At 59.1% G+C, this 25,208-nt stretch carries 24 protein-coding genes; 13 read left to right on the top strand and 11 right to left on the bottom strand.

Going from position 1 to position 25,208, the window contains the following annotated elements; translation table 11 throughout:
* Positions 1-6: 6 nt before the first annotated feature.
* A complete protein-coding gene (locus tag NVB75_RS07935; RefSeq protein ID WP_003219575.1) occupies positions 7-420 on the bottom strand; it encodes an NADH-quinone oxidoreductase subunit A in 414 nt (137 codons plus the stop codon).
* Positions 421-1,011: 591 nt separating this feature from the next.
* Between NVB75_RS07935 and NVB75_RS07930 the strand changes: the two genes are divergently transcribed.
* From NVB75_RS07930 to NVB75_RS07875, 12 genes are all read left to right on the top strand, one after another.
* Complete coding sequence (locus NVB75_RS07930) at positions 1,012-2,010, top strand: ATP-grasp domain-containing protein (RefSeq protein WP_258346735.1); 999 nt, start codon at positions 1,012-1,014, stop codon at positions 2,008-2,010.
* A gap of 79 nt (positions 2,011-2,089) precedes the next feature.
* On the top strand, positions 2,090-3,229 hold the full coding sequence (locus tag NVB75_RS07925) for a trypsin-like peptidase domain-containing protein (protein WP_258346734.1): 1,140 nt from the start codon (positions 2,090-2,092) through the stop codon (positions 3,227-3,229).
* 69 nt (positions 3,230-3,298) lie between these two features.
* Positions 3,299-4,435: a phosphoribosyltransferase domain-containing protein gene (locus NVB75_RS07920; protein ID WP_258346733.1), complete on the top strand. Its 1,137-nt coding sequence runs from the start codon at positions 3,299-3,301 to the stop codon at positions 4,433-4,435.
* The gene (locus NVB75_RS07915; protein ID WP_258346732.1) at positions 4,425-5,183 is read left to right on the top strand and encodes a trehalose phosphatase; all 759 of its coding nucleotides are present in this window, start codon (positions 4,425-4,427) and stop codon (positions 5,181-5,183) included. Before NVB75_RS07920 ends, NVB75_RS07915 begins: the two co-directional genes overlap by 11 nt.
* Positions 5,176-6,270 carry a cysteine protease StiP family protein gene (locus NVB75_RS07910; protein WP_258346731.1) on the top strand — a complete coding sequence of 365 codons (1,095 nt, stop codon included), beginning with the start codon at positions 5,176-5,178 and terminating at the stop codon, positions 6,268-6,270. The genes NVB75_RS07915 and NVB75_RS07910 overlap by 8 nt, the downstream gene beginning before the upstream one ends.
* Positions 6,270-7,220: an HpcH/HpaI aldolase/citrate lyase family protein gene (locus NVB75_RS07905; protein WP_258346730.1), complete on the top strand. Its 951-nt coding sequence runs from the start codon at positions 6,270-6,272 to the stop codon at positions 7,218-7,220. The genes NVB75_RS07910 and NVB75_RS07905 overlap by 1 nt, the downstream gene beginning before the upstream one ends.
* A 102-nt stretch (positions 7,221-7,322) precedes the next feature.
* Complete coding sequence (locus NVB75_RS07900) at positions 7,323-7,913, top strand: TerD family protein (RefSeq protein WP_258346729.1); 591 nt, start codon at positions 7,323-7,325, stop codon at positions 7,911-7,913.
* The gene (locus NVB75_RS07895) at positions 7,910-9,082 is read left to right on the top strand and encodes a TerD family protein (RefSeq protein ID WP_258346728.1); all 1,173 of its coding nucleotides are present in this window, start codon (positions 7,910-7,912) and stop codon (positions 9,080-9,082) included. Before NVB75_RS07900 ends, NVB75_RS07895 begins: the two co-directional genes overlap by 4 nt.
* A 63-nt stretch (positions 9,083-9,145) precedes the next feature.
* Positions 9,146-9,595 carry a tellurite resistance TerB family protein gene (locus NVB75_RS07890; RefSeq protein ID WP_076016767.1) on the top strand — a complete coding sequence of 150 codons (450 nt, stop codon included), beginning with the start codon at positions 9,146-9,148 and terminating at the stop codon, positions 9,593-9,595.
* Positions 9,596-9,607: 12 nt separating this feature from the next.
* Positions 9,608-10,642: a TerC/Alx family metal homeostasis membrane protein gene (locus NVB75_RS07885; protein WP_258346727.1), complete on the top strand. Its 1,035-nt coding sequence runs from the start codon at positions 9,608-9,610 to the stop codon at positions 10,640-10,642.
* A gap of 33 nt (positions 10,643-10,675) precedes the next feature.
* Positions 10,676-11,251 carry a TerD family protein gene (locus tag NVB75_RS07880; protein WP_076016769.1) on the top strand — a complete coding sequence of 192 codons (576 nt, stop codon included), beginning with the start codon at positions 10,676-10,678 and terminating at the stop codon, positions 11,249-11,251.
* A 29-nt stretch (positions 11,252-11,280) separates the two neighbouring features.
* Positions 11,281-11,859, top strand: a complete 579-nt coding sequence (locus tag NVB75_RS07875) for a TerD family protein (RefSeq protein WP_258346726.1) — start codon at positions 11,281-11,283, stop codon at positions 11,857-11,859.
* A 77-nt stretch (positions 11,860-11,936) separates the two neighbouring features.
* Here NVB75_RS07875 and NVB75_RS07870 read toward each other — a convergent pair whose 3' ends face one another.
* The 10 genes from NVB75_RS07870 to NVB75_RS07825 all read right to left on the bottom strand — a co-directional run bounded on the left by NVB75_RS07870 (position 11,937) and on the right by NVB75_RS07825 (position 23,389).
* On the bottom strand, positions 11,937-12,476 hold the full coding sequence (locus NVB75_RS07870; protein WP_258346725.1) for a DUF1523 family protein: 540 nt from the start codon (positions 12,474-12,476) through the stop codon (positions 11,937-11,939).
* A gap of 252 nt (positions 12,477-12,728) precedes the next feature.
* A complete protein-coding gene (aceA, locus tag NVB75_RS07865) occupies positions 12,729-14,054 on the bottom strand; it encodes an isocitrate lyase (RefSeq protein WP_003219577.1) in 1,326 nt (441 codons plus the stop codon).
* A 494-nt stretch (positions 14,055-14,548) separates the two neighbouring features.
* On the bottom strand, positions 14,549-15,286 hold the full coding sequence (locus NVB75_RS07860) for a secretin N-terminal domain-containing protein (RefSeq protein WP_258346724.1): 738 nt from the start codon (positions 15,284-15,286) through the stop codon (positions 14,549-14,551).
* A 237-nt stretch (positions 15,287-15,523) separates the two neighbouring features.
* The gene (locus tag NVB75_RS07855) at positions 15,524-15,946 is read right to left on the bottom strand and encodes a GNAT family N-acetyltransferase (RefSeq protein WP_219273151.1); all 423 of its coding nucleotides are present in this window, start codon (positions 15,944-15,946) and stop codon (positions 15,524-15,526) included.
* A complete protein-coding gene (locus NVB75_RS07850; protein WP_258346723.1) occupies positions 15,939-17,105 on the bottom strand; it encodes a cupin domain-containing protein in 1,167 nt (388 codons plus the stop codon). The genes NVB75_RS07855 and NVB75_RS07850 overlap by 8 nt, the downstream gene beginning before the upstream one ends.
* An 84-nt stretch (positions 17,106-17,189) precedes the next feature.
* Positions 17,190-18,560, bottom strand: coding sequence for an adenylosuccinate lyase (gene purB / locus NVB75_RS07845; RefSeq protein WP_017479511.1), 1,371 nt, complete (start codon positions 18,558-18,560; stop codon positions 17,190-17,192).
* A gap of 124 nt (positions 18,561-18,684) precedes the next feature.
* On the bottom strand, positions 18,685-19,308 hold the full coding sequence (gene hflD / locus NVB75_RS07840; RefSeq protein WP_010172715.1) for a high frequency lysogenization protein HflD: 624 nt from the start codon (positions 19,306-19,308) through the stop codon (positions 18,685-18,687).
* Positions 19,305-20,429 (bottom strand): tRNA 2-thiouridine(34) synthase MnmA, encoded by a 1,125-nt coding sequence (gene mnmA, locus NVB75_RS07835; protein WP_258346722.1) that lies wholly within the window; start codon positions 20,427-20,429, stop codon positions 19,305-19,307. Before mnmA ends, hflD begins: the two co-directional genes overlap by 4 nt.
* A 59-nt stretch (positions 20,430-20,488) precedes the next feature.
* On the bottom strand, positions 20,489-20,935 hold the full coding sequence (locus tag NVB75_RS07830) for an NUDIX hydrolase (protein WP_258346721.1): 447 nt from the start codon (positions 20,933-20,935) through the stop codon (positions 20,489-20,491).
* Between the two features lie 228 nt (positions 20,936-21,163).
* On the bottom strand, positions 21,164-23,389 hold the full coding sequence (locus NVB75_RS07825; protein WP_258346720.1) for an NADP-dependent isocitrate dehydrogenase: 2,226 nt from the start codon (positions 23,387-23,389) through the stop codon (positions 21,164-21,166).
* Between the two features lie 494 nt (positions 23,390-23,883).
* Here NVB75_RS07825 and icd point away from each other — a divergent pair, with 494 nt between their 5' ends.
* Positions 23,884-25,140 carry an NADP-dependent isocitrate dehydrogenase gene (gene icd / locus NVB75_RS07820; protein ID WP_003219599.1) on the top strand — a complete coding sequence of 419 codons (1,257 nt, stop codon included), beginning with the start codon at positions 23,884-23,886 and terminating at the stop codon, positions 25,138-25,140.
* Positions 25,141-25,208 lie beyond the last annotated feature (68 nt).

The raw sequence follows: 25,208 nt of genomic DNA, 5'->3' as shown, positions 1-25,208 counted from the left end.
AAAGCCTCATTGTTTCAGCTTCGCTTGCCGCTTACGACGAGCTTCCGGAGCCCAGTCAAGGGCGCCCACTCGGAATAGGTAGACAAGGCCTGCCAACAGAATTGCTATGAAAACGAGGGCTTCGACGAATCCGGTCCAGCCGCTTTCGCGGACGGACACAGACCAGGCAAAGAGAAAAAGGGCTTCGATATCGAAGATCACGAAGAGCATCGCGACCAGATAGAATTTGGCTGAGAGCCGCAAGCGGGCGCCACCTGTAGGCAGCATGCCGGATTCGAACGGTTCATTTTTGCTGCGGCCCCAGGCTTTTGACCCGAGGAGGCTGGAGACACCGAGCATGAAGGCGCAGAGGCCGACAACACCGAGGAGGAAAATGGCAAAGCCCCAGTTGTGGGCCATGAGTCCTGTCGCTTCGGTCATGCTGGAAATCCTTAACAGAGAGCAAAGGTCTCTGAGCTCGAAAAAGTAACGATGCAGTGACGATATGTCGCAGCGCAATCAATCGCGGTGATTTTATGGCTAAACACCGGGCAAGTAAAATTCCTATAGCGAAATTATTCGATGGAATAAGGACATAGTGCACCTTCTTGGGGCTGTAGCCCTTGTGGGGCGGGCATTAGCGCGCATTTAATGAATTGTGTTTTGTTTAACTGGTAACGAAGTTTTCATGCTCTAAATGATAATGAATATTGTTTGCGTGGGTTTTAAACAACTGTTCGGCGTTTAGCGGGGGAAGTTGCTATTACTTGTGCGGGCGGCGCAAGTTGGTAAAGCGGATCTTTTAACTGACTTTGGCGACGCGGATACCGCTCTGGATCAATGTTTGGTCCAAAAAGGCGCGAAAGCGACCTCGGCGAGGCGTGGGGCGTTTGCGGTCTGTGATACGGCGAAACAGGATTTAGATAGCCTTTTGCTTGATGTTCGTTAATGTGTCGGAAAAATTACACAGCGTTGAGGGCGTTAGCCCAACGAGTGCGTCAATTTCCGCCGATGTTCATTGAGGAGCTACACGTGATCTGGTTTCTTGAAGGTCAATCCAGCCAGCGCGACATTATTATAGGTGCGCGTGAAGCATTACCGGCGGGTGTCAGGGTCTTCGCCTCCCATCGCCAGGATCGGCCCGAGATCACAGGGCAGGCCGACGTCGCCTTTCAAGAGCCTCAAGATAACCAGGAACGTATCGACTGGGTGATTGAGACGGCCCTTGAGCACCGTATCCAAGTCATTCTCGCGGGACGTATTGGCAGCCAGTACGAGGCGGCCCGCGAGCGATTCGAGGCTGCCGGCTTGCGGCTTGTCACCGGCGGCATGTCCATGGAGACCTTTGACAAGGTGGACGATAAAAGCCAGTTCACCGCTGAGGCCGAGCGTGCGGGGCTCGCTTGCACGCCGGCGATTACAGTCACAAATGCCCAGGAACTGGCGGCGGCCTACGAGGTGCTGTCGGCGCAGGGCGAGGTTTGCATCAAGCCTGTGGTCGGCATCTACGGGCAGGGGTTCTGGCGGTTCAAGGCGGATGTCGACCCGTTTCGCTGTTTGCAAAACCCGGATGCGCGGGAAATCGATTTCGACACTTACCTGAAGATTTACCGGTCGGGCGCAGAGCGTGCGCCGATGCTGGTCATGCCTTATCTCGCCGGCAGCGAATGTTCGGTCGACATGGTGTGCGAAGCGGGCACACCCGTGGCATTCGTGGGCAGGAGGAAGCAGGGCGTTCACCAGACATTCGAGCGCGAATCAGCGGCGGTGGAGTTGGCCCTCAAGGCTGCGGCGCATTTCAAGTGCGATGGCTTGGTGAACGTGCAGACGCGGGACGACCTTGAAGGCGTTCCCTATCTGCTGGAGATCAATCCGCGCTACTCCGGCGGTATCGGCTATACGCGCGCGACCGGGGTAAACCTGGCCGGAATTTTCGCCACTCGTCGGCTGGGTTTGCCGGAGCCGGTGAGTCAATGGGCCGAAGGCGTACGCGTGAAGCCCATTACGGTCGCCGTACTCGCCTCTAATTGATATCAACGCGCCACAGAAAGAGTGAATGATTGTGTCTGTCTTGACATAATCACCCTCACATCGATCAGGGAAGGTTAGGATGAAGGCGCTTACGCCCGGAGCAAACACCGCTATTTCAGGTGTAAAGACTGCATGGACACTCGACTCCGGTAACGCCACCGCCTTCGGTGAGTACGCTGCTGTCGCATTGCTCCCGGTGACCGAGAAGCGCCTGCCAACAGGCGATCCGGCGCTGTTTCAAATCACCCAGAAGTGGATGGAGTGGAGCGGCAAGCAAGCCTCGATCGGTTGTTCCCTTGATTTGTCCGCGTTGCCCGGCGGCAGTGAAGGGGTGTTGCTGGTCGTTTACACCTTTGGCGCAGCAGGCCCTGTCAGTGAACTCAAAGAGTTGCGTCTTCAGGTCGACAATCAGGTCGAGTTGCACCTGGATTTGCGTAACAACGGCGAATCGGCCATTGTTATCGGCGAGTTTTACAAGCGTAACGATCAGTGGAAGTTCCGCGCGCTCGCCGAAGGTTCCGCCTATGGCCTCGCCGCGATGGGGCGCCGCATGGGCATCAGCATCGATGACGCACACCCAAACCGTCGCCCTTATTCCGGCGATTCTCCCAGAAACCGTGGTTCTGCAACGGGCACCGGTTTTGCCGTTTCACCCAGTCACGTAATGACATGTGCCCACGTAATCGAGGGCATGCAGGAACTGCACATTTCTTCTTTTGCCGGCCGTTACCGCGCTGAAGTGGTCGTGGTCGATCAACGTAACGATATCGCGCTGTTGCGGGTCCAGGACTGCCCGACGTTATCGCCCGTGCTCTTCAAGGACGGTGCCGGTTGTGCGCTGGGCGAATCAGTGATTGCACTGGGCTTTCCAATGGCGGGCCTGGCCGGAGGCGGTGTGCATGTCACCCAGGGAGGCGTGTCGAGTTTGTTCGGGCTGCACAACGATTCCAGTTTGCTGCAATTCACCGCCGCGATTCAGCCCGGGTCCAGTGGCAGCCCGTTGTTTGATACCAGCGGCGGGGTTATCGCCATGGTGACGTCCACCTTGCCGGACGCGCAAAACATGAACTTTGCCGTCAAGGCAGGCCTGCTCCTGGCCTTCCTGGATGCCTGCCAGGTGTCACCTTCCAAATCCCCAACGGGCCGAATGTATTCAACCTCGGAAATGGCCCGTGAAGCTCAATCCTCGCTTTGGCGGATTGAAGCCAGAAACCCGTAGAGGCACCCGGTTTGAAGAAAAAGTGAGGGGCATCGCACTCACTAAACGCCTCTTTTAGGAATGTCGTACATGGAATCCGCAGCACTAAAAACATCGACACGCCGACTCAGCGCGCAGCTCAAGCGCGGGTTGATGGAGGTTGATATAGACCAGTCGGCCTTTGAACCCGAATCACTATTCGGATTCGCGGAACGCCGCAACCCAAAGCGCGCGTTCCTGTTTGTATCGCGGGTGCTGGGCAAGCATATCCCTGTGCGCCCATCGGCCATGCAGGCCAGTTACGCAAGCCTCGCCGCGAAGATTCCCGCAGATTTGCCCGGGCCGGTGCTGGTGATCGGCATGGCCGAGACCGCCGTGGGCCTGGGCGCCGGCGTGCACCGCATGTACAGCAAGACCCGCCAGGACACCGTCTATCTGGTGAGCACCCGGCATCCGGTGGGGGATGAAATGTTCGCCCGCTTCGAAGAGGAGCACAGCCACGCCAGCGCGCACTTGATCCATCAGCCAACCGATCCCACTATCCGCGAACTGATGCATCAGGCGCGTTCTCTGGTGCTGGTGGACGACGAGGCCTCAACCGGCAAGACGTTTATCAATCTGCACCGGGCGCTTATCGAGGCCGGGCTGAGCAAGGTCGAGCGGGTGGTGACGTGCGTGCTTACCGATTGGTCCCAAGGGGCCGTGCGCAAGGTTCTGGGCGAGACGGCCGATGAGGTGTCGCTGCTTCAGGGCACGTACCGCTTCCTTGAAGATGTGAGCGCGCCGCTGCCGCACATGCCGGATGTCGGGGCGGTGGCGGTGGGCGACTGGCCGATTGATCCGCGCAACGATTGGGGGCGTCTGGGCGTTTGTCATGTGGATGACACGCTTGCAACGGATATTCAGGTGAAGCCGGGCGAACGGATTCTCGTGGTAGGCACCGGGGAATTCGTGTGGCGCCCGTTCCTGTTGGCCGAGCGCCTTGAACAGGCGGGGGGCGACGTTCATTTCAGCTCCACCACCCGCTCGCCGATTGCCCTGGGGCATGAGATCGGCCACGCGTTGTCGTTCTCCGACAACTATGGTCTGGGCATCCCCAATTTTCTTTACAACGTGCGGCCGGGCCAATTCGACCGGGTGTTGATCTGTAGCGAAACACCTGCCCAGGCGGTTCCGCAATCGTTGATAGATGCATTGAACGCAGAGGTCATCGTCGATGAGCAGTAAGCGCCCCCTGATCCTCATAGACCTGGATGACACGTTGTTCCAGACGGCTCGCAAGATGCCCGAAGGCAGTGCCCGGCATACGGCGACGCTGGATGTCGATGGGCAGCCCAACGGTTACATGAGTGCAGTGCAGAAAAGTTTTGTGGAGTGGCTGCTGGAATCGGCCGATGTGGTTCCGGTCACCGCGCGCAGCGTGGAAGCCTACAGCCGCGTGCAATTGCCCTTTGTCGCAGGGGCAGTGTGCTCCCACGGTGGGGTGATTCTTCAGCCCGACGGGACGTTGGACCGGGATTGGCATGGGCAGATGACTGAGGTGCTCGCCGCCTATCAAAGCCGATTGCCTGCGCTCAGCGCGGCAACCTTGGCGATCGGCGAGGAAATGGGCTTTTCCCTGCGCGGCTGGGTGGTCGAAGAGCAAGGCCTGCTCAACTACGTCGTGACCAAGCACAACGAGTCCGACGACTCGGTGCTGCAGAAGGTACTGGCAGAAGTGCAGGCCCGCGGCCTTGTGGAAGGCATGCATATTCACGGCAACGGTAACAACCTCGCGTTCCTGCCCAATGGCCTGGCCAAGCACCATGCGGTCCAGGAACTGCTGCGTCGAGACCGTGCCACTCACGGCGAACGCCCGGTGTTGGGGTTTGGCGACAGCGTGACTGACCTGGGTTTTATGAACGAATGCAACTTCTGGGCAACGCCGGCCAATAGCCAACTGGCAAAAGTCGTGGAGGCGATGATCCATGCGTGATGCCTTCGCCCATTTGACCACGGTCGGTAGCGGGAGCTACCAGGCCGAAGACGTGCTGTTCCTGCTGCAGCCCGTCGAGATTGAAGTGACGGATGTCCATGAGAAAGAGCGCCTGATCCAGACCAGACAAAAGCATTACTCGGAGATGATCAGCCAGGAGTCGGCGCCTACCGAGGTGCACAAAGAGCTGTACCAGCGGGCGATGCAGCAAAACGCGGGCAGGATGGCCAGTGACGTTCAGTCCTTGGCCCTGGCCCTGGACCAGGCTTGCAAGGGGCCATCGATTGCGCTCGTGTCGTTCGTTCGCGCGGGCCTTCCCTTGGGCGTGCTGCTGCGCCGTGCTCTGCTGGATCTGGGGCGTGATGCCCATCATTACGGCATCAGTATCGTGCGTGACCGTGGCATCGACAAAGTTGCCCTGGAGGCCGTGATCGCCGCTCATGGCGCCGAAAACATCGTGTTTGTGGATGGTTGGACCGGAAAGGGCGCAATCTCCGGCGAAATCCAGCGCAGCCTCAACGGCGATGCGCGGTTCCCGGAGCAGCCACGCCTTGTGGTACTCGCCGATCCATGCGGGCGCGCCTGGCTGGCGGCGTCCGCTGAAGACTGGGTGATTCCATCGGGCATCCTGGGCGCCACGGTTTCCGGTCTGGTCTCGCGCTCCATCTGGCCCGCCGAGGGTGGGCTGCATGGGTGCGTGGTCTACGACCACCTGAATGAGCACGATGTGACCCGCGACTTTGTGAACCAGATCGAGGCCGCGCGCCGGGCATTGCCTGCCGTCGCGCCAGCGTCTGCATGGACGCAAGCGCAGCGCACTGAGTTGCAGTCGGCGGCGCTGGACGTGATCGACGTCATTGCCAAGCGTTTTGGCATTACCAATTTGAACCGGGTAAAGCCGGGTATCGCCGAGGCTACCCGCGCCGTATTGCGCCGAGTGCCGGACCAGGTGCTGGTGCGTGATCGCAGCGATCCGGACGTCCAACTGCTGATGCACCTGACCGAACGGGCCGGTGTGACGGTTGAGGAAGTGGGGGCCGCCCTTGGCCCCTACCGTGCAGTGACCGTCATCCGGAGCTTGAGCTGATGAAAAAAATATCGCCTTACGCCCTGGGTGCCACGCTCTATATGCCGGCCACCCGTGAGGACATTCTCGAGGTAGTGTTTCGCAAGAAGCTGCCTCAACTGCGCTCTATGGTGGTGTGTCTTGAGGACGCGGTTGCCGAAATCGACGTCGACACCGCCCTGCGCAACCTGCATCGGTTGTTGAGCGCCATTGAGCAGCAGGGCGGCCGGTCGGAAGACGGGCCGATGCTGTTTGTGCGCCCGCGCGACTGGCAGATGGCGGCGGTGCTGAACGATTGGCCGCTGATGGCTCATGTCGACGGCTTTGTCGTGCCCAAATTGAGCCTGTCCAACCTGCGTGCGTGGGAGTTGGCGGTTACCAACCCGCAGATGCTGCTGATGCCGACCCTGGAAACCCGGGAAGTCTTCAATCCGCAGGCAATGGTCGAGCTGGGGACGGCGCTCAACGAAACACTGGCGCAGCGCATCATCGCGCTGCGCATCGGCGGCAATGACTTGCTGGGTTGCCTGGGGTTGAGGCGTAACCCGGACATGACGCTGTACAACACACCCATGGGGTATGTGATCCCGATGTTGGCCGGCGTCATGGGCTCCCAAGGGTTTGCCCTGACGGCGCCGGTGTTCGAGCAACTGGCCACACCGCACCTGCTGCTGGAAGAGCTGGGCCTTGATATTGCTCATGGTTTGGTGGGTAAGACGGCGATTCACCCGAGCCAGATCAACACTATCCAGGACAGCCTGCGCGTCAGTGTTGAGGATTTAAATTGTGCCAAATTAATGCTGAACGAGATCGCGCCCGCTGTTTTCAAACACAATGACGCGATGTGCGAACCAGCGACTCATCTCAAATGGGCGACCAATATCCTTGAGCGTGCCAAATGGCATGGCGTCAGGCATGTGGAGACCAGCCACACCGAACAACCGATTCGTCTCGCCGAGGCCGGCCGATGACTCAGGGCATACCTGCTTTTGTCCTGAAACCAATGGCCGCCTGCGTGGCTGAAGACAACAACCGTACACACCAGAAAACGACGATTAACAAGGAGCGTACCGATGGCCCTGACTCTGACTAAAAACCAAACAATCTCCCTGGAAAAAACCGCGGGCGGTGGCGGCCTTACAGCGATCAGCCTCGGACTGGGCTGGGATCCGGAGAAAGCCGGATTCCTGGGGCGGTTGATGGGCAACAGCGGTGAGATCGACCTGGATGCCTCCTGCATCCTTTTTGATGCAGACCTTCAGCCAGTGGACCTGGTGTGGTTCCGCCAATTGCAATCGCGCGACGGCTCGATCAAGCATTCCGGCGACAACCGTACCGGCGAAGGCGATGGCGACGATGAAACCATCAACGTTGACCTGCAGCGCCTGCCGGCCACGGTCAAATCGCTGGTGTTCACCGTGAACAGTTTCACGGGGCAAAACTTCGAAAAAATTGCCAACGCCTACTGCCGTATCGTCAACGCGAGCAACAAGACCGAACTGGCGCGCTTCAATCTGTCCGAGAAGGGCAGTCATACCGGTGTGGTCATGGCAAGCCTGGTGCGCGAAGCCGGCGGCTGGGAATTCAAGGCTATCGGTCAAGTCACCAACGGCCGCACAGCTGACGACCTGGTCAACCTGGCCATCCAGGCAGTACGGTCATGACGACCTTGGGGCCAGGCGCAAACGCGCCGGTCGCCACCGGCCAGGTACGGGTGGATATCAGCTACTCGGCCATTCCGGGCGCTGATATCGACGTGTCTGCGTTTGTCCTTGGGGCCGCTGGAAAAGTCCGTGGCGACACCGATATGTGTTTCTACGGGCAGACCAATGTGCTGGGTGGCGCGGTGCAAATGACCGAGTCCTCGGCCGGTAGCGCAGTGTTCACCCTTGACCTGTCGCGCCTTGAGGCGGCAGTCGAGAAAGTCGCGTTGACCGCAACGATCTATGAGAACAAGGCCAGCTTCGACCGCGTTTCTCATCTCGCGCTGACTGTTTCCGGCGGCATTGAGGCGCAGATACCTACCGCAGGCATGAAAGAAACCGCACTGATCCTGGGTGAGTTCTATCGTCGCCAGGGTGAGTGGAAGTTTCGCTGTGTAGCCCAGGGTTTTGCAGGTGGCCTGGAGCCGTTGGCCCAGCACTTTGGTGTTGAAGTCGCGGCGCCTGCACCCGCGGCTCCAACTCCAGCGCCAGCACCCGTGCCTGCTCCGGCAGCGGCGCCGAAGCCATCGGTCAGCCTCAGCAAAATTACCCTCGACAAGACTCGCTCGTCCATCAGCCTGGAAAAAACCGCTGACGGCTTTGGCGAAATCAAGGTCAACCTGAACTGGAACAAAGGCAAGGGGGGCGGCGGTTTCTTCTCGCGTAACAACGCCATTGACCTGGATGTCGGGTGCCTTTACGAGTTGCAGGACGGTTCCAAGGGCGTCGTTCAGGCGCTGGGCAATTGCTTCGGCGAGCTGGATTACGACCCCTACATTCAACTCAAAGGTGATGACCGTACCGGCGCCGTCAGCGATGGCGAATGGCTGCACATCAACGGTAAGCACTGGAGCGAGATTCGACGGGTCCTGGTGTTCGCCTTCATTTATGAAGGCGCCCCGAACTGGCGGGAAACCGATGGCGTGGTGACTATCCATGTCCCGGGTCAACCACCTATCGAGGTTCGCCTGAATGAAGAAGGTGGTCGCCTGGGTATGTGTGCAATCGCCCTGCTGGAAAACGTCGGTGGCAGCGTCAAGGTGAGCCGCCGCGTTGACTTCCACAAGGGTCATTCGCTGATGGACAAGGCTTACGGCTGGGGTATGCGCTGGGCGGCAGGTTCCAAGTAACCCGGTTATCCAATTGCAATTGAATACGGCGGGCCAGACCGGCCCGCCCTTGAGGTGAACAACATGTTGTCATGGCTGAAAACGAATGCGGCGCTGGCCCGCGAGAAGTTGACCACCGAGGTGAGCAAGTTCAAGAACAGGGAGTTCATGGAAGCTGTCGCCAACAGCTGCGCTATGGTCGCGGCGGCCGATGGTGAAGTCACCTCCGCAGAAAAAACCAAGATGGCGGGGTTCATCAGCAACTCGCCCGAACTGAAAGTGTTCAACCTGACCGACGTCATCAAGGTCTTCAACGACGCGTGTGCCAAGTTCGAATTCGACTTCCAGATCGGTCAGGCCGAAGCCCTGAAAAACATCAGCAAGATCAAAGGCAAGGACGGGGCCGGTCGTTTGCTCGTTCGTGTCGCTTGTGCCATTGGCGCGTCGGACGGTGATTTCGACGAAAAAGAAAAAGCCGTTTGCCGCCTGATTTGTCTCGAGCTGGGTCTCCCCCCAGCTGACTTTGAACTCTAAAGGAACATTACTGTGGAAGTTAGCCACCTGGGTTTCCCCCCGCTGACCATTGCCGTGTTTGTAGCATTGGCGATTGGCGCGATGGTACTCGACATGTTTACCCACCGTGGCGACCAGCCCATCAGCCTGGCGCGTGCGTCGGCCTGGTCGATATTCTGGATTCTCATCTCGTTCGCTTTTGCAGGATTCCTGTACGTCGAGCACGGTTCTGAAGTCGCCACGCTGTTCATCACCGGCTATGCCCTTGAAAAAGTGCTGAGCGTGGACAACCTGTTCGTGTTCATGGCGATCTTTGCCTGGTTCAAGGTGCCCAATGGTCTGCGTCACCGCGTACTGTACTGGGGCATCCTCGGCGCGATCGTGTTCCGCCTGATCTTCGTTGCCATTGGTACCGGACTGTTGGCCCTGGGGCCGTGGGTCGAAGTGGTCTTCGCCCTCATCGTCGGCTGGACTGCCGTCATGATGCTGCGCAGCGGCGGCGATGACGAAGAAGAAGAGGATTACTCCCAACACATCGCTTACCGTTTCGCCAAGAAACTGTTCCCGGTGTGGCCGAAACTGCACGGTCATGCGTTCTTTGTACGTCGCAAGACCCTGGAAGCCGAACTGACCAAACCGGAAAACGCCGGGATGTCGTTGGCCGCCAAAGGCGGTTTGTTCGCGACCCCGCTGTTCCTCTGCCTGGTGGTGATGGAAGTCTCCGACGTGCTGTTTGCGTTTGACTCTGTACCGGCAGTTATCGCGGTGAGCCGTGAGCCATTGATCGTGTTCTCGGCAATGCTCTTCGCCATTCTCGGCCTGCGGACCATGTACTTCGTGCTGGAAGCCTTGAAGCGCTACCTGGTTCACCTGGAAAAAGCGGTCATCGCACTGCTGTTCTTCATTGCCGTAAAACTTGGCTTGAATGCGACAGACCATATTTTCCATCACGGCTACAACATTGATCCGAACACCAGCTTGATCATTGTTGTCGTTGTACTGGCCATCGGTATTTTTGCCAGCGTGATCTTCCCCCAAAAGGAAGAAGTCGAAGTCGAAAAATCGTAATTTCAAACAGATTACCCACAAGGAGTTGTACTCATGGCACTGACCCTTCAAAAAGGCGGCAACCTGTCTCTTTCGAAGACCGACCCGACACTGACCAAGATTCTGATCGGTCTGGGCTGGGATCCGCGCGCGACTGACGGGACTGAGTTTGACTTGGACGCCAGCGCATTCCTGCTGGGTGCCAACGGCAAAGTACGCAGCGATGCCGACTTTATTTTCTACAACCAGCTCAAAAGCGCTGACGGTTCCATCGAGCACACTGGCGACAACCGCACCGGTGCCGGCGATGGCGACGATGAAGTGTTGAAAGTTGATCTGAGCCGCGTTCCTGCGGATATCGACAAGATCGCGTTCACCGTCACGATTCACGATGCAGACGCTCGCAAGCAGAATTTCGGTCAGGTCGGCGGCTCGTTCATTCGCGTCGTAAACGAGATCAGCGGTGCTGAAATTGTTCGTTATGACCTTGCTGAAGATGCCTCTACCGAAACCGCGATGATCTTTGCCGAGCTTTACCGTAACAACGGCGAGTGGAAATTCCGCGCCGTTGGTTCGGGCTTCGCAGGTGGCCTGAAAGCAGTGGCCAACTCGTACGGCATGAGCTTCTAACCCCCACGTCCAGAACAAGGAAATTAATCATGGCTGTAAGTCTTTCCAAAGGCGGCAACGTATCGCTGTCCAAAGAAGCCCCCGGGTTGACCGAAGTAGTTGTAGGTCTGGGCTGGGACCCTCGTGTCACGGACGGCACCGAGTTCGACCTCGATGCATCGGTTTTCGTCGTAGGTGAAAACGGCAAGGTGCTCGACGACAACAGCTTCATTTTCTACAACAACAAGAAGTCGGCTGACGGTTCCGTCGAGCACATGGGCGATAACCGCTCCGGTGCCGGCGAAGGCGACGATGAGCAAGTGACCGTAAAACTGACTTCCCTGGCCCCGCTGGTGAAGAAGCTGGTATTTGCCGTCACCATTCACGACTCCGAAACCCGCAAACAGACCTTCGGTCAGGTTGCCAACAGCTTCATTCGTGTGGTGAACAAGGCTGACGGTAAAGAGCTGGCGCGTTTCGACTTGAGCGAAGACGCTTCGACTGAGACGGCGATGATCTTCGGCGAGCTTTATCGCAGCGGCGAAGAGTTCAAGTTCAAGGCGATCGGTCAGGGTTTTGCTGGTGGCCTGAAGCCTCTGGCTGAAGCCCATGGCGTTAGCATTGGCTAACCCATCGGGTTAATAAAAAGCCCCGTCTTTCGAGCGGGGCTTTTTCTTGTCTGCCGTTTAAGCAATCAGGACTGGGGTCAACTAACGACCGTCTGATGACGCCGCTTCAGGCGGCGCTTGATGAACACCGCTACGACAATAAGCACCAGTGCAATGAGGCTCAGGAACACCGTATTGAACAGCGGGAAGGGTTCTTCACGGCTGTTGGTCGCTTCAATGTCGGTGACGTTCGGGAACACCGACAATATCTTGATACGCCACCCGTAGTACCGAATGAGCGCCAGTTGTTCAGCGTTGCGAGAGTAACCCTGGGCCTTGGCCTGAATGTCCGCAGAGTCGAACTTGAAATACCACGGGAACGACCAGCCGGTGTCTTCATTGCGGTAGACCATGACGTCTTTGGTGTCAGGGTGCTCGGTGTTGATGAAGTAAACGTCTCGGGTCGGGCCATCAGCCGGGTTCTCGGCATTGATCACGCCATCGTGATCGACCCGCTTGACCTCGCCTCCGGTGATCAGCACCACCTCGTGTTGAGGGAGGACGTAGAAAAGCCCCAGCGCGCCGGCGCTGACGATAAGCAGCGCTGCACCCAGAATTACGCCTTTGAGCAACTTCATACCTTCACTCCATTCTATAAGGTGGCAATTTTGCCCGTTTTCTTCGCCGGTGGGCATGTTTAGTTGGTCGTCACTCAGCGTTGCAGGGCGCGCAGAGTGGCGTATCTGCCTGCCCAGTGCCGTTTGACGGCGGTCATGCCGTGCAGGATAAAACTGTTGCAAAAAAAAACGCCCCGAACCAGTCGGGGCGTCAGATCGTGCGGCACTGCGGTTAGGTCTTCCTTGGGGCCGCAGTGGCCGTGTACTCAGTACTTAGTGGAACTGCTCTTCTTCGGTCGAACCGGTCAGCGCAGTCACGGACGAGGTGCCGCCCTGGATCACGGTGGTCATGTCGTCGAAGTAACCGGTGCCCACTTCCTGCTGGTGCGCCACAAAGGTGTAACCCTTGGCGGCGTCAGCGAATTCCTGCTCCTGCAGCTTCACGTAGGCAGTCATGTCGTTACGGGCGTAGTCATGCGCCAGGTTGAACATGCTGTGCCACATGTTGTGAATGCCGGCCAGGGTGATGAATTGGTGCTTGTAGCCCATGGCAGACAGTTCGCGCTGGAACTTGGCGATGGTCGCGTCGTCCAGGTTCTTCTTCCAGTTGAAAGAAGGCGAGCAGTTGTAGGACAGCAGTTGGTCCGGGTATTCCTTCTTGATGGCTTCGGCAAAGCGGCGAGCTTCGTCCAGGTCCGGCTTGGCAGTTTCGCACCAGATCAGGTCGGCGTACGGCGCGTAGGCCAGGCCGCGAGCGATCGCCTGGTCGAGGCCGGCGCGCACTTTATAGAAGCCTTCCTGGGTACGTTCGCCAGTCACGAACGGCTGGTCGTACGGGTCGCAATCCGAGGTCAGCAGGTCAGCCGCGTTGGCATCGGTACGGGCCAGGATGATGGTCGGAGTGCCAGCAACGTCAGCAGCCAGACGAGCAGCCGTCAGCTTTTGAACAGCTTCCTGGGTTGGAACCAGTACCTTGCCGCCCATGTGGCCGCATTTCTTCACCGATGCAAGCTGGTCTTCGAAGTGAACGCCGGCAGCACCTGCCTCGATCATGCTTTTCATCAGCTCGTAGGCGTTCAGTACGCCGCCGAAACCTGCTTCAGCGTCTGCAACGATCGGAGCGAAGTAGTCGATGTAGCCTTCGTCGCCCGGGCCTTTACCGGCTTTCCACTGGATCTGGTCGGCGCGGCGGAACGAGTTGTTGATGCGCTTGACCACGGTTGGCACGGAGTCCACCGGGTACAGCGATTGGTCGGGGTACATGGATTCAGCGGAGTTGTTGTCCGCTGCCACTTGCCAGCCGGACAGGTAGATCGCCTGGATACCGGCTTTTACCTGTTGAACCGCTTGGCCCCCGGTCAGGGCACCCATGCAGTTGACGAAATCTTTCTCTGGGCGGAAGGACGGCTTGGCCCCCTGGGTGACCAGCTTCCACAGCTTCTCGGCGCCGAGTTTTGCAAAAGTGTGCTCAGGTTGAACCGAGCCACGCAGGCGGACGACGTCAGCAGCGGAATAAGCGCGGGTCACGCCTTTCCAGCGTGGGTTTTCAGCCCAATCTTTTTCAAGGGCTGCAATTTGCTGTTCGCGTGTCAGTGCCATGGGGAAAAACCTCGTCGCATAGGTCTAGGTGGAAAATTCCATTTGCCAGCCGCGCAATCGTTGCGTGGGAATGGCTGCTCGCTGACCAGAAGCTTAGGCGGTCAAGTCAGGCTTGGCGGGGAAGGCGACGGGATGAACGAGTATCGAGCGGGGGAGTTGAGCAGGTAAGGGCGAACTGCGAACGGTCTTCAGGCATCGTGGGCCTTTGTACGATCCATCAGTGTGTTGCCGGGTTACCTGGTTAGCTTCCGTCCCTCGGGACAACTTCGTTCCAGTCGCAACCTCGTCAAACACACCTTGTGGGCGGTACAGACACGAATCGGCTCAGGTGGGTAGCTTAGAGCGACGATCCGAAGGCCCTTGCCAGGGCCCCTGATTAGCGGGAGCGAGGCCATCATGCCCATGCTTTTTTGGATCGTCAAATGTTTTGTAGTGCTTTTTTTCAAGCACTACATCTTTAGTCTAATACGACTTGCCAGTCAGTTTTTGGTGCTTCAGTTCAGGGTCTCGACTTTGACCCGCAAGGTCAGGTCATCACGCCCCTGAGTAGAGTAGCTGCGGGTTGTAGTGGTTTTGTCGGCCTGGGTCTGGCGATTGACCCCGGCCAGAGTGATCCACTCGCCCAAGCGTCCGCTGACGGTTGTGTCGGTACTTTGTACGTTCACTACATCGGGACGTTCCTGGCTCATGCGGTCACGATTGGTACTGATGCTCAGGTGAACGGTCTCACCGGTGACGCTGGCGGTGACGTAGAAGCCCTGAGTCACGTTGCGATACTGCGTCTGGTTCTGCGGGCGGCCGTAGGCATCAGGCTGGGTGGTGGTGAGCGGCACGCTCTGGCCGACCTGGATCAACGCGGGCACGCCTTCGCTGGCCTGGATTTGCTGGATCCCACCGTCGCGGCTCTCGGTGCTGTAGGTGATGATCTGAGTTTGATTGTTGCCGTTGCTTTGCTGGTTGTTCTCGTTGGTGTCGACGGTGATCAGCAGGCGTTTGGAAGGCGTGTCCAGTTGCGCAAGCAAGGCGCGCAGGCCCTGGATCTTGTCGGGTTCGGCATTCACGATCAGTTGGTTGCCGTAGGCGCTGACGGTGCCGTCCTTGCCGATAAAGTTCTGCGCGACGGGCAACAGGTCAGCGCTGGTGCGGTTACTCAGGGGCACGACTTCGGTGGCGGCCATCACCGAGAAGCTGGTGGCCAGGAGCAAAGTGGTGAGCAGGGTGCGTAGGGACATGTCCGTTATCTCTGCGAGTCATTAGGCTTGATAGTGCCAGTTTGTCGGCCTGGTGGGGTGCAAGTTGAATCCTAGACGGTAAAAGGCCCTGGCATCGGTGGATGGCAGGGCCTTTTGAGGTGTTGCTGATGGCGCCTTCGCGAGCAAGCCCGCTCCCACATTCGATCCAGTACATCCTTGGAATGCGATCAAATGTGGGAGCGGGCTTGCTCGCGAAGGGCGCGGCGCGGTCTCGGATCAGCCCTCGCGCACCATATCAACGTGAGGAATCCCGACTTCCAGGAACTCATCGCTGACAATCTTGAAGCCCAGGCGCTCATAAAACGGCGCGGCGTGGACCTGTGCACTGAGGATCTGCCGGGTCTGGCCGCGTTTCTCGGCCTCGCCAATCACGGCTTCCATCAGCTTGTCGCCGACCTTCAGGCCGCGCCAGTCCTTGAGGACCGACACACGCCCGATCTCACCGGTAGGCAGCAGGCGGGCGGTGCCGATGGGGAAGTCGCCTTCGAACGCCAGGAAATGCACGGCACCCGCGTCGTCAGCATCCCATTCCAGCTCCGGTGGAACCGATTGTTCAGCGATAAATACCGCTTCACGAATGCGCCGTATCTCGGCGATATCCTTTTGCCAGTCCGCGACACTTACGTGAATTCTATTCATCGGCAAACCCCAGGCTCCCTTGCTTGACCAGTTCCCACAGCAGGGCGCAGCCATCTTCGTCCGCCAGCCATGGGCCGAGATTGTCGATGTGCAGTGCGTCGGCGGCGCACACCAGCTTCAGCAGTTCCCGCAGCTTGCCCGGCAACAGGCGGCTCTGGCCGCTGGCGAACAGCAGCAGGTCGTCGTCCACTTCGGACCAGGCCAGGCGTGCGCTTGGGTTGCGGATCAGCACGGCGCCGTCTTGCAGGCTGCCCAGCAGGTCTTCTTCTTCCACTTCCGGGCCGGCGACCAGTTCCGGGTAGCGCGGCTCGGTCATGAACTGGCCGAACCAGGTCAGCAGCATGCGCTCGTCGCTCATGTGTTCGGCCAGCAGGCTCTTCAGGCGGTCGAGGGCGTCGGCCTGGATCTGGTGCGGGTCGCTGACCGGCTGGGCGTCGGCGTCGGTGTAGCGCTCTTCGTCAGTCAGGTACTGGCTGAGGAAGTCGGTGAAGTGGGTCAGCACTTCAGCCGCGCTCGGGGCGCGGAAGCCTACGGAGTACGTCATGCAGTCATCCACGGCCACACCGCAGTGGGCCAGGCGTGGCGGCAGGTAGAGCATGTCGCCCGGTTCCAGCACCCATTCGGCGATTTCTTCGAATTCGGCGAGGATGCGCAGGTCGGCGTGCTGCAGCAGCGGGCTTTCGGAGTTGCACATCTGGCCGATCTTCCAGTTGCGCTTGCCGGAACCTTGCAGCAGGAACACGTCGTAGTTGTCGAAGTGCGGGCCCACGCTGCCACCCGGGGCGGCGTAGCTGATCATCACATCATCGATGCGCCAGCTCGGCAGGAAACGGAAGTTTTCCAGCAGTTCAGCCACTTCCGGCACGAACTGGTCGACGGCCTGCACCAGCAGGGTCCACTCACGCTCGGGCAGGGTGCTGAAGGCATCTTCGGCGAAAGGGCCGCGACGCAACTCCCACGGGCGTTCGCCGTGTTCGATGATCAGGCGCGACTCGACTTCTTCTTCCAGCGCCAGGCCGGCCAGTTCGTCGGCGTCGATCGGGCTTTCGAAATCAGGAATGGCCTGGCGGATCAGCAGCGGTTTTTTCTGCCAGTAGTCGCGCAGAAACTCGCGTGCCGTGATGCCGCCCAGAAGTTGAAGAGGAATATCAGGATTCATGTGTAACCTATTGAAAAAAAGCACTTTTCAGACGGGAATAAAAACGCCCGGCGCTGCCGGGCGTCTCAAAGGGTCAAGCAGCTATCAGATGCGTTTGGCTTGGGCCACAGCGTTGCCGATGTAGTTAGCCGGGGTGAGCAGTTTCAGCTCAGCCTTGGCGGCGGCTGGCATGTCCAGGCCGTCGATGAAAGTTTGCAACGCTTCAGAGGTGATGCCCTTGCCGCGGGTCAGCTCTTTGAGCTTCTCGTACGGGTTTTCGATGTTGTAGCGGCGCATCACGGTCTGGATCGGCTCGGCCAAAACTTCCCAGCAAGCGTCCAGGTCAGCGGCGATCTTCTGCGCGTTGAGCTCCAGTTTGCTGATGCCTTTGAGGCTGGCTTCGTACGCGATCACGCTGTGAGCAAAGCCCACGCCGAGGTTGCGCAGTACGGTGGAGTCGGTCAGGTCGCGCTGCCAGCGGGAGATCGGCAACTTGCTGGCCAGGTGCTGGAACAGGGCGTTGGCGATCCCGAGGTTGCCTTCGGAGTTTTCGAAGTCGATCGGGTTGACCTTGTGCGGCATGGTCGACGAACCGATTTCACCGGCGATGGTGCGCTGCTTGAAGTAGCCCAGGGAGATGTAGCCCCAGATATCGCGATCGAAGTCGATCAGGATGGTGTTGAAGCGCGCAATGGCGTCGAACAGCTCGGCGATGTAGTCGTGGGGTTCGATCTGCGTGGTGTACGGGTTGAAGCCCAGGCCCAGCTCGTCTTCGATGAAGGCGCGGGCGTTTTCTTCCCAGTCGATCTCAGGGTAGGCCGACAGGTGGGCGTTGTAGTTGCCTACGGCGCCGTTGATCTTGCCCAGCAGCGGCACGGCGGCCACTTGAGCGATCTGGCGCTCCAGGCGGTACACCACGTTGGCCAGTTCTTTGCCCAACGTGGTCGGCGAAGCCGGCTGGCCGTGGGTGCGCGACAGCATCGGTACGTCGGCGAAACGGATCGCCAGTTCGCGGATAGCGTCGGCAGTCTGGCGCATCAGTGGCAGCATCACGTCATCACGGCCTTCGCGCAGCATCAGGGCGTGGGACAGGTTGTTGATGTCCTCGCTGGTGCAGGCAAAGTGGATGAACTCGCTGACTTTGGCCAGTTCCGGCAGCTTGGCCGCTTGCTCTTTGAGCAGGTACTCGATGGCTTTTACGTCGTGGTTGGTGGTGCGCTCGATCTCTTTGACGCGCTCGGCGTGCTCCAGAGCGAAGTTTTCCGCCAGGGCGTTCAGCACCGCGTTGGCTTCGGCGGAGAACGCCGGCACTTCGCTGATGCCAGGGTGAGCGGCCAGGCGCTGGAGCCAGCGCACTTCAACCAGAACACGAGCACGGATCAAACCGTATTCGCTGAAAATAGGGCGCAGGGCCTGGGTTTTGCCGGCGTAGCGGCCGTCAACAGGGGAAACCGCAGTGAGCGAAGAAAGCTGCATGGGGTGTTCTCGGACAGTCGGGCAACGAAATGGGGCGCGTATCATACATGAAAAAATCCGCCGGTCCGTTGCCAACTGACCGGCGTATTACGCGTGGGGCTATAAAAAAATCGGTTGCTGCGACTTATTCGTTGCGCATCAACGGGTAAAGCTCTTTCAGTAATTTGCGACGGCTAATTACCAACTGCCAGCGATGACCGCCCAACTGGCGCCACAACCGCGCCGAACGAATACCGGCCAGCAGCAGGGCACGGATTTTCGAGGCGTTGTTCGGTTGTTGCAGGTTGCGCATGTCACCGTGCACCTGGATCCGCTGGCGCAAGGTGCTCAGGGTGTCCTGGTACAGCGCGCCACAGGCGGCGATCACGTTTTCGTGGGCCGGGCCGAAATGTTCGACCTGAGACTGAATCTGCGGCAGGCGCTTGCCGATGGTTTCCAGCAAATCATCGCGCTTGGCCAATTGACGCTCGAGGCCAAGCATCGACAGCGCGTAGCGCAGCGGCTCGCGCTGCAAGGTGCTCGGGTCGCGCTCCAGGGCGCCGACCAGCGCGCGATAACCTTCACGCAGGGCCAGGTCGTCGCCGCCGTACACTTCGAGGGTGTCCTTCGGGTCGCGGATCAGCAGGCTGCCGAGCATGCAGGTCAGGCCTGCCTCGGTGACCTGGCCGGTCTTGGCGATCTTGTCCACCAGCACCGCGGCGAGAAACACGCCGCCCAGTGCCGTCAATTGCTCCTGGGTCGGGCTCATGCCTGGCTGCTCCAGGGTTCGGCAACTTCGATCACGCCGCCCCCCAGGCAAATCTCTCCGTCGTAGAATACTACTGATTGGCCCGGCGTTACGGCGCGCTGCGGGTCGTCGAAGGTGGCGCGATAGCCGCTGGCGGTTTTTTCCAGGGTGCAGGGCTGATCGCTCTGGCGATAGCGAACCTTGGCGGTCAGGCGGCGCGGGCTGCTGAGGTCCACCGGGTTGACCCAGTAGATGTCCGAAGCGAGCAGGGCGCGGGAGAACAGCCATGGGTGGTCATTACCCTGGCCCACGATCAACTCGTTGTGCTCCAGGTCCTTGACCAACACATACCACGGCTCTTCGCCCGCGTCTTTCAGGCCGCCGATGCCGAGGCCCTGGCGCTGGCCGATGGTGTGGTACATCAAGCCGTGGTGACGGCCGATGATCTCGCCTTCGGTGGTCTTGATCTCGCCCGGTTGCGCCGGCAGGTACTGCTTGAGGAAGTCGCTGAAACGGCGCTCGCCGATAAAGCAGATTCCGGTGGAATCCTTCTTCTTGGCGGTGGCCAGGCCGTGTTTCTCGGCAATGGCGCGTACTTCGGGCTTTTCCAACTCGCCCACCGGGAACAGGGTCTTGGCGATCTGTTCGCCGCCGACGGCGTGCAGGAAGTAGCTCTGGTCCTTGTTGGCGTCCAGGCCCTTGAGCAGTTCGGTGCGGCCATCGATGTCGCGACGGCGCACGTAGTGGCCAGTGGCAATCAGGTCGGCGCCAAGGATCATCGCGTAGTCGAGGAACGCTTTGAACTTGATCTCGCGGTTACACAGGATGTCCGGGTTCGGCGTGCGACCGGCCTTGTATTCGGCCAGGAAGTGCTCGAACACGTTGTCCCAGTACTCGGCGGCGAAGTTCGCGGTGTGCAGCTTGATGCCGATTTTGTCACAGACGGCCTGGGCATCCGCCAGGTCGTCCATGGCGGTGCAATATTCCGTTCCATCGTCTTCTTCCCAGTTCTTCATGAACAGGCCTTCCACCTCATAACCCTGCTCCATGAGCAGAACGGCGGAAACGGAAGAATCCACGCCGCCGGACATACCGACGATGACGCGCTTCTTTTGTGTGTCAGAAGGGGCTGGATCACGCATAGGATTTCAACGGGAGTCTTTAAAAAGGACGCGATTCTAGCAGGCTCGCGTCTGCAAGGCTAAAGAGAAGGGCGGATCAATTCGAGGCTGTGGCGTTGGCCGGCCAGATAATCGTCGATGCAGCGGATAATCAGCTCGCTGCGCCAGTCTTCGCGCAGGGTTATCAATTCGTCGCGAGTCAGCCAGCGAGCGCGCACGATACCTTCGTCCAGCGGGTAGTCCGGGTGATGTTTCAGGGCCTTGGCGGTGAAGCACACGCGCTGATAGGTCACGCCATTGCTGGGAGCGGTGTACAGGTAAATCCCGACAATCCCGGTGGCTTCGACGTCCCAGCCGGTTTCTTCGAGGGTTTCGCGCACGGCGGCCTCGGTCAGGGTTTCATTCGGGTCGAGGTGGCCGGCGGGCTGGTTCAGCACGGCGCGGCCGCCCTTGAGCTCTTCGACCATCAGGAAGCGGCCGTTGTCTTCGACGATGGTGGCGACGGTGATGTGAGGTAGCCAAGTCATAAAGTGCCTCGATTCAAGGTGTAACGCTGTGTTCAGGCGCGATTGCATTCAGTGTGGGAGCGGGCTTGTTCGCGAATACGGCGTGTCAGTTAAAGAGATATTGACTGACCCACTGCTTTCGCGAGCAAGCCCGCTCCCACATTTTGATTGGGTTTCTTCAATAAAAGCGCCATGTCCAGAAACAGAAACCCCGGCACAGGGCCGGGGCTTCTTTGCATCCTTACAACCTTACACCAGCGCAGCGATTGCCGCGTTGAGGGTGGCGCTTGGGCGCATGGCCTTGCTGGTCAGCTCGGCGTTCGGTGCGTAGTAGCCACCGATGTCCACTGGCTTGCCCTGGACGGCGTTGAGCTCGGCAACAATGCTTGCCTCGTTCGCAGTCAGGGTCTTGGCCAGTTCGCCAAACTGCGCTTGCAGTGCAGTGTCTTCGGTCTGGGCGGCCAGGGCTTGAGCCCAGTACAGCGCCAGGTAGAAGTGGCTGCCGCGGTTGTCGATGTTGCCGACTTTGCGCGATGGCGACTTGTTGTTGTCGAGGAACTGGCCGGTGGCCTGGTCCAGGGTCTTGGACAGTACCAGGGCTTTCGGGTTGTTGTAGTTCACACCCAAATGCTCGAGGGACGCGGCCAGGGCCAGGAACTCACCCAGGGAATCCCAGCGCAGGAAGTTTTCTTCAACCAGTTGCTGTACGTGCTTCGGAGCCGAACCGCCGGCGCCGGTTTCGAACAGGCCGCCACCGTTCATCAGCGGCACGATCGACAGCATCTTCGCGCTGGTACCCAGTTCCATGATCGGGAACAGGTCAGTCAGGTAGTCGCGCAATACGTTGCCGGTCACCGAGATGGTGTCCAGGCCCTTGCGGGTGCGCTCCAGGGTGAACTTCATCGCGTCGACCGGCGCCATGATGCGGATGTCCAGGCCTTCGGTGTTGTGGTCTTTCAGGTAAGCCTGAACTTTCTCGACCACGACGCCATCGTGTGCGCGCTGTGGGTCCAGCCAGAAAATGGCCGGGGTGTTGCTGGCGCGGGCACGGTTGACGGCCAGTTTGACCCAGTCCTGGACCGGCGCGTCTTTGGTCTGGCACATGCGGAAGATGTCGCCGGCTTCAACAGCCTGTTCCATCAGCAGGTTGCCCTTGCTGTCGGTGACGCGGACTACGCCGTCAGCCTTGATCTGGAAGGTCTTGTCGTGAGAACCGTACTCTTCGGCTTTTTTCGCCATCAGGCCAACGTTTGGCACGCTGCCCATGGTGGTTGGGTCGAAGGCGCCGTTGGCCTTGCAGTCTTCGATCACTGCCTGGTAGATGGTGGCGTAGCAGCGATCCGGGATCACAGCCTTGGTGTCGTGCAGCTGGCCGTCGGTGCCCCACATTTTGCCGGAGTCACGGATCATGGCAGGCATCGAGGCGTCGACGATGACGTCGCTCGGCACGTGCAGGTTGGTGATGCCTTTGTCGGAGTTGACCATCGCCAGGGAAGGGCGAGCGGCGTATACCGCCTGGATGTCGGCTTCGATCTGCGCTTGCTGATCGGCCGGCAGGGCCTTGATGCGAGCGTACAGGTCGCCGATGCCGTTGTTCAGGTTGAAGCCGATCTGCTCCAGCACCACAGCGTGCTTGGCCAGTGCGTCTTTATAGAACTCGGCAACGATCTGGCCGAACATGATCGGATCGGAGACCTTCATCATGGTGGCTTTCAGGTGAACCGACAGCAGTACGCCTTGTTTCTTGGCGTCTTCGATTTCAGCGGCGATGAAGCTGCGCAGGGCTTTTTTGCTCAGCACGGCACTGTCGATGATCTCGCCAGCCTGTACGCTGGTTTTTTCTTTCAGGACGGTAGCGGTACCGTCCTTGGCGATCAGCTCGATCTTGACGGCATCAGCGCCTTCGATCTGTACGGCTTTCTCGCTGCCGTAGAAGTCGCCGTTGCTCATGTGGGCAACGTGGGACTTGGAGTCGGCAGCCCAGGCGCCCATTTTGTGCGGGTGCTTGCGTGCGTAGTTCTTGACCGACAGCGGTGCGCGGCGATCGGAGTTGCCTTCGCGCAGTACCGGGTTCACGGCGCTGCCCTTGACCTTGTCGTAACGTGCACGGGTTTCTTTTTCCGCGTCGGTGGTTACGGTTTCCGGGTAGTCCGGCAGGTCGAAGCCCTGGGCTTGCAGTTCCTTGATGGCGGCCTGCAGCTGAGGGGTCGAAGCGCTGATGTTCGGCAGCTTGATGATGTTGGCTTCAGGGGTTACGGCCAGGTCGCCCAGTTCGGCGAGGTGGTCCGGCACGGCCTTGGCGCCCAGTTGCTCGGGGAAGCTTGCGAGGATGCGCGCGGCCAGGGAAATGTCGCGGGTTTCCACGGCAATATCAGCGGAAGCGGTGAAGGCCTCTACGATAGGCAGCAGTGAATAGGTGGCGAGGGCTGGTGCTTCGTCGGTGAAGGTGTAGATGATCTTCGAGCGGGTGGGCATATTCGGATTAACTCTCTTCTTTGCTGAAAGCATGCGCAGAAACTCGAGATGCGCCGGGTAAAGCGCGTTCGTTCAAAGTCATCCATGAGCGAAATGTCGAAGTTTCTTCGCGGTGATGTTGGGTTGCATCAGTCGAGCGTCAAGCGGGTGAGCTACTGTAGTAGCTCGGCTTTTCTGGCGGAGGGCGTCTGTCTAGAGCGGTCGGCCGTCGTGACTCTTTGGTCAGCGGCGGCATTATACATAGGTCGCTATGCTTACGCCGAGCCTTCATACAAAAGGTGTGTCGTCCATTGGTCTAAAGGTCGCAGGCAGCGGGTTACGCCTAAAGTCGCATGATGTGCTCAAGATTGGCGCTTTTCCCTTTGCTTTCAAGCTTGTAGGCCGCTAAATGTGCTGTTTTCGACGCAAATGTGCAGGGCCTGAGGTTTCAGTCCTCATTTATCTGGAGTAGGCTCGAACGCAGCCAGATGTTTAATCCATAGATGGAGTTCAGCATGGGATACAAGAAGATTCAGGTTCCGGCAGTCGGCGACAAAATCACCGTCAATGCAGACCATTCTCTCAATGTTCCTGACAACCCGATCATTCCTTTTATTGAGGGTGACGGTATTGGCGTCGACATCAGCCCGGTGATGATCAAGGTTGTCGATGCAGCTGTTAACAAGGCTTATGGCGGCAAGCGCAAGATCTCCTGGATGGAGGTTTATGCCGGCGAAAAGGCCACTCAAGTTTACGACCAGGACACCTGGCTGCCCCAGGAAACCCTGGATGCGGTCAAGGATTACGTGGTTTCCATCAAGGGCCCGCTGACCACTCCGGTCGGTGGCGGCATCCGTTCGCTGAACGTGGCCCTGCGCCAACAGCTCGACCTTTATGTGTGCCTGCGCCCGGTGCGCTGGTTCGAAGGCGTGCCAAGCCCGGTCAAGAAGCCCGGCGATGTGGACATGACCATCTTCCGCGAGAACTCCGAGGATATTTACGCCGGAATCGAGTGGAAAGCCGGGTCCCCGGAGGCCATCAAGGTCATCAAGTTCCTGAAAGAAGAGATGGGTGTCACCAAGATCCGTTTCGACCAGAACTGTGGGATCGGCATCAAGCCGGTGTCCCTGGAAGGCACCAAGCGCCTGGCGCGCAAAGCTCTGCAATATGTTGTGGATAACGACCGCGACTCGCTGACCATCGTGCATAAAGGCAACATCATGAAGTTCACCGAAGGTGCCTTCAAGGAATGGGCCTACGAAGTGGCGGCCGAAGAGTTCGGCGCGACCCTGCTGGATGGCGGGCCGTGGATGCAATTCAAGAACCCGCGCACCGGCAAGAATGTGGTGGTCAAGGATGCGATTGCCGACGCGATGCTCCAGCAGATCCTGCTGCGCCCGGCGGAATATGACGTGATCGCCACCCTTAACCTTAACGGTGACTATCTGTCCGACGCCCTGGCGGCGGAAGTCGGCGGTATCGGTATTGCGCCGGGTGCCAACCTGTCCGACACCGTGGCCATGTTCGAAGCCACCCACGGTACCGCGCCGAAGTATGCCGGCAAGGACCAGGTCAACCCGGGTTCGCTGATCCTGTCGGCGGAAATGATGCTGCGTCACATGGGCTGGACCGAAGCGGCGGACCTGATCATCAAGGGCACCAATGGCGCCATTTCGGCCAAGACGGTGACCTATGACTTCCATCGCTTGATGGACGGCGCCAAGTTGCTGTCGTCGTCGGCGTTCGGGGATGCGCTGATTTCGCATATGTAGGCTTGTAAGCAGGCATAAAAAAACCGGCCCTGATGGCCGGTTTTTTTTAGCACGTTTGCTCGGCGGCG

This window comes from Pseudomonas sp. CBS, assembly GCF_024734645.1.
GTDB lineage: Bacteria > Pseudomonadota > Gammaproteobacteria > Pseudomonadales > Pseudomonadaceae > Aquipseudomonas.
This window is presented reverse-complemented; position numbering and strand designations above follow the sequence as displayed.

What these genes read in the sequence shown, in the direction of transcription:
- NVB75_RS07935 (WP_003219575.1), bottom strand. Translation starts at nt 420, where the DNA reads ATGACCGAAGCGACAGGACTCATGGCCCACAACTGGGGCTTTGCCATT.
- NVB75_RS07925 (WP_258346734.1), top strand. Translation starts at nt 2,090, where the DNA reads ATGAAGGCGCTTACGCCCGGAGCAAACACCGCTATTTCAGGTGTAAAG.
- NVB75_RS07920 (WP_258346733.1), top strand. Translation starts at nt 3,299, where the DNA reads ATGGAATCCGCAGCACTAAAAACATCGACACGCCGACTCAGCGCGCAG.
- NVB75_RS07915 (WP_258346732.1), top strand. Translation starts at nt 4,425, where the DNA reads ATGAGCAGTAAGCGCCCCCTGATCCTCATAGACCTGGATGACACGTTG.
- NVB75_RS07910 (WP_258346731.1), top strand. Translation starts at nt 5,176, where the DNA reads ATGCGTGATGCCTTCGCCCATTTGACCACGGTCGGTAGCGGGAGCTAC.
- NVB75_RS07905 (WP_258346730.1), top strand. Translation starts at nt 6,270, where the DNA reads ATGAAAAAAATATCGCCTTACGCCCTGGGTGCCACGCTCTATATGCCG.
- NVB75_RS07900 (WP_258346729.1), top strand. Translation starts at nt 7,323, where the DNA reads ATGGCCCTGACTCTGACTAAAAACCAAACAATCTCCCTGGAAAAAACC.
- NVB75_RS07895 (WP_258346728.1), top strand. Translation starts at nt 7,910, where the DNA reads ATGACGACCTTGGGGCCAGGCGCAAACGCGCCGGTCGCCACCGGCCAG.
- NVB75_RS07890 (WP_076016767.1), top strand. Translation starts at nt 9,146, where the DNA reads ATGTTGTCATGGCTGAAAACGAATGCGGCGCTGGCCCGCGAGAAGTTG.
- NVB75_RS07880 (WP_076016769.1), top strand. Translation starts at nt 10,676, where the DNA reads ATGGCACTGACCCTTCAAAAAGGCGGCAACCTGTCTCTTTCGAAGACC.
- NVB75_RS07875 (WP_258346726.1), top strand. Translation starts at nt 11,281, where the DNA reads ATGGCTGTAAGTCTTTCCAAAGGCGGCAACGTATCGCTGTCCAAAGAA.
- NVB75_RS07870 (WP_258346725.1), bottom strand. Translation starts at nt 12,476, where the DNA reads ATGAAGTTGCTCAAAGGCGTAATTCTGGGTGCAGCGCTGCTTATCGTC.
- aceA (WP_003219577.1), bottom strand. Translation starts at nt 14,054, where the DNA reads ATGGCACTGACACGCGAACAGCAAATTGCAGCCCTTGAAAAAGATTGG.
- NVB75_RS07860 (WP_258346724.1), bottom strand. Translation starts at nt 15,286, where the DNA reads ATGTCCCTACGCACCCTGCTCACCACTTTGCTCCTGGCCACCAGCTTC.
- NVB75_RS07855 (WP_219273151.1), bottom strand. Translation starts at nt 15,946, where the DNA reads ATGAATAGAATTCACGTAAGTGTCGCGGACTGGCAAAAGGATATCGCC.
- NVB75_RS07850 (WP_258346723.1), bottom strand. Translation starts at nt 17,105, where the DNA reads ATGAATCCTGATATTCCTCTTCAACTTCTGGGCGGCATCACGGCACGC.
- purB (WP_017479511.1), bottom strand. Translation starts at nt 18,560, where the DNA reads ATGCAGCTTTCTTCGCTCACTGCGGTTTCCCCTGTTGACGGCCGCTAC.
- hflD (WP_010172715.1), bottom strand. Translation starts at nt 19,308, where the DNA reads ATGAGCCCGACCCAGGAGCAATTGACGGCACTGGGCGGCGTGTTTCTC.
- mnmA (WP_258346722.1), bottom strand. Translation starts at nt 20,429, where the DNA reads ATGCGTGATCCAGCCCCTTCTGACACACAAAAGAAGCGCGTCATCGTC.
- NVB75_RS07830 (WP_258346721.1), bottom strand. Translation starts at nt 20,935, where the DNA reads ATGACTTGGCTACCTCACATCACCGTCGCCACCATCGTCGAAGACAAC.
- NVB75_RS07825 (WP_258346720.1), bottom strand. Translation starts at nt 23,389, where the DNA reads ATGCCCACCCGCTCGAAGATCATCTACACCTTCACCGACGAAGCACCA.
- icd (WP_003219599.1), top strand. Translation starts at nt 23,884, where the DNA reads ATGGGATACAAGAAGATTCAGGTTCCGGCAGTCGGCGACAAAATCACC.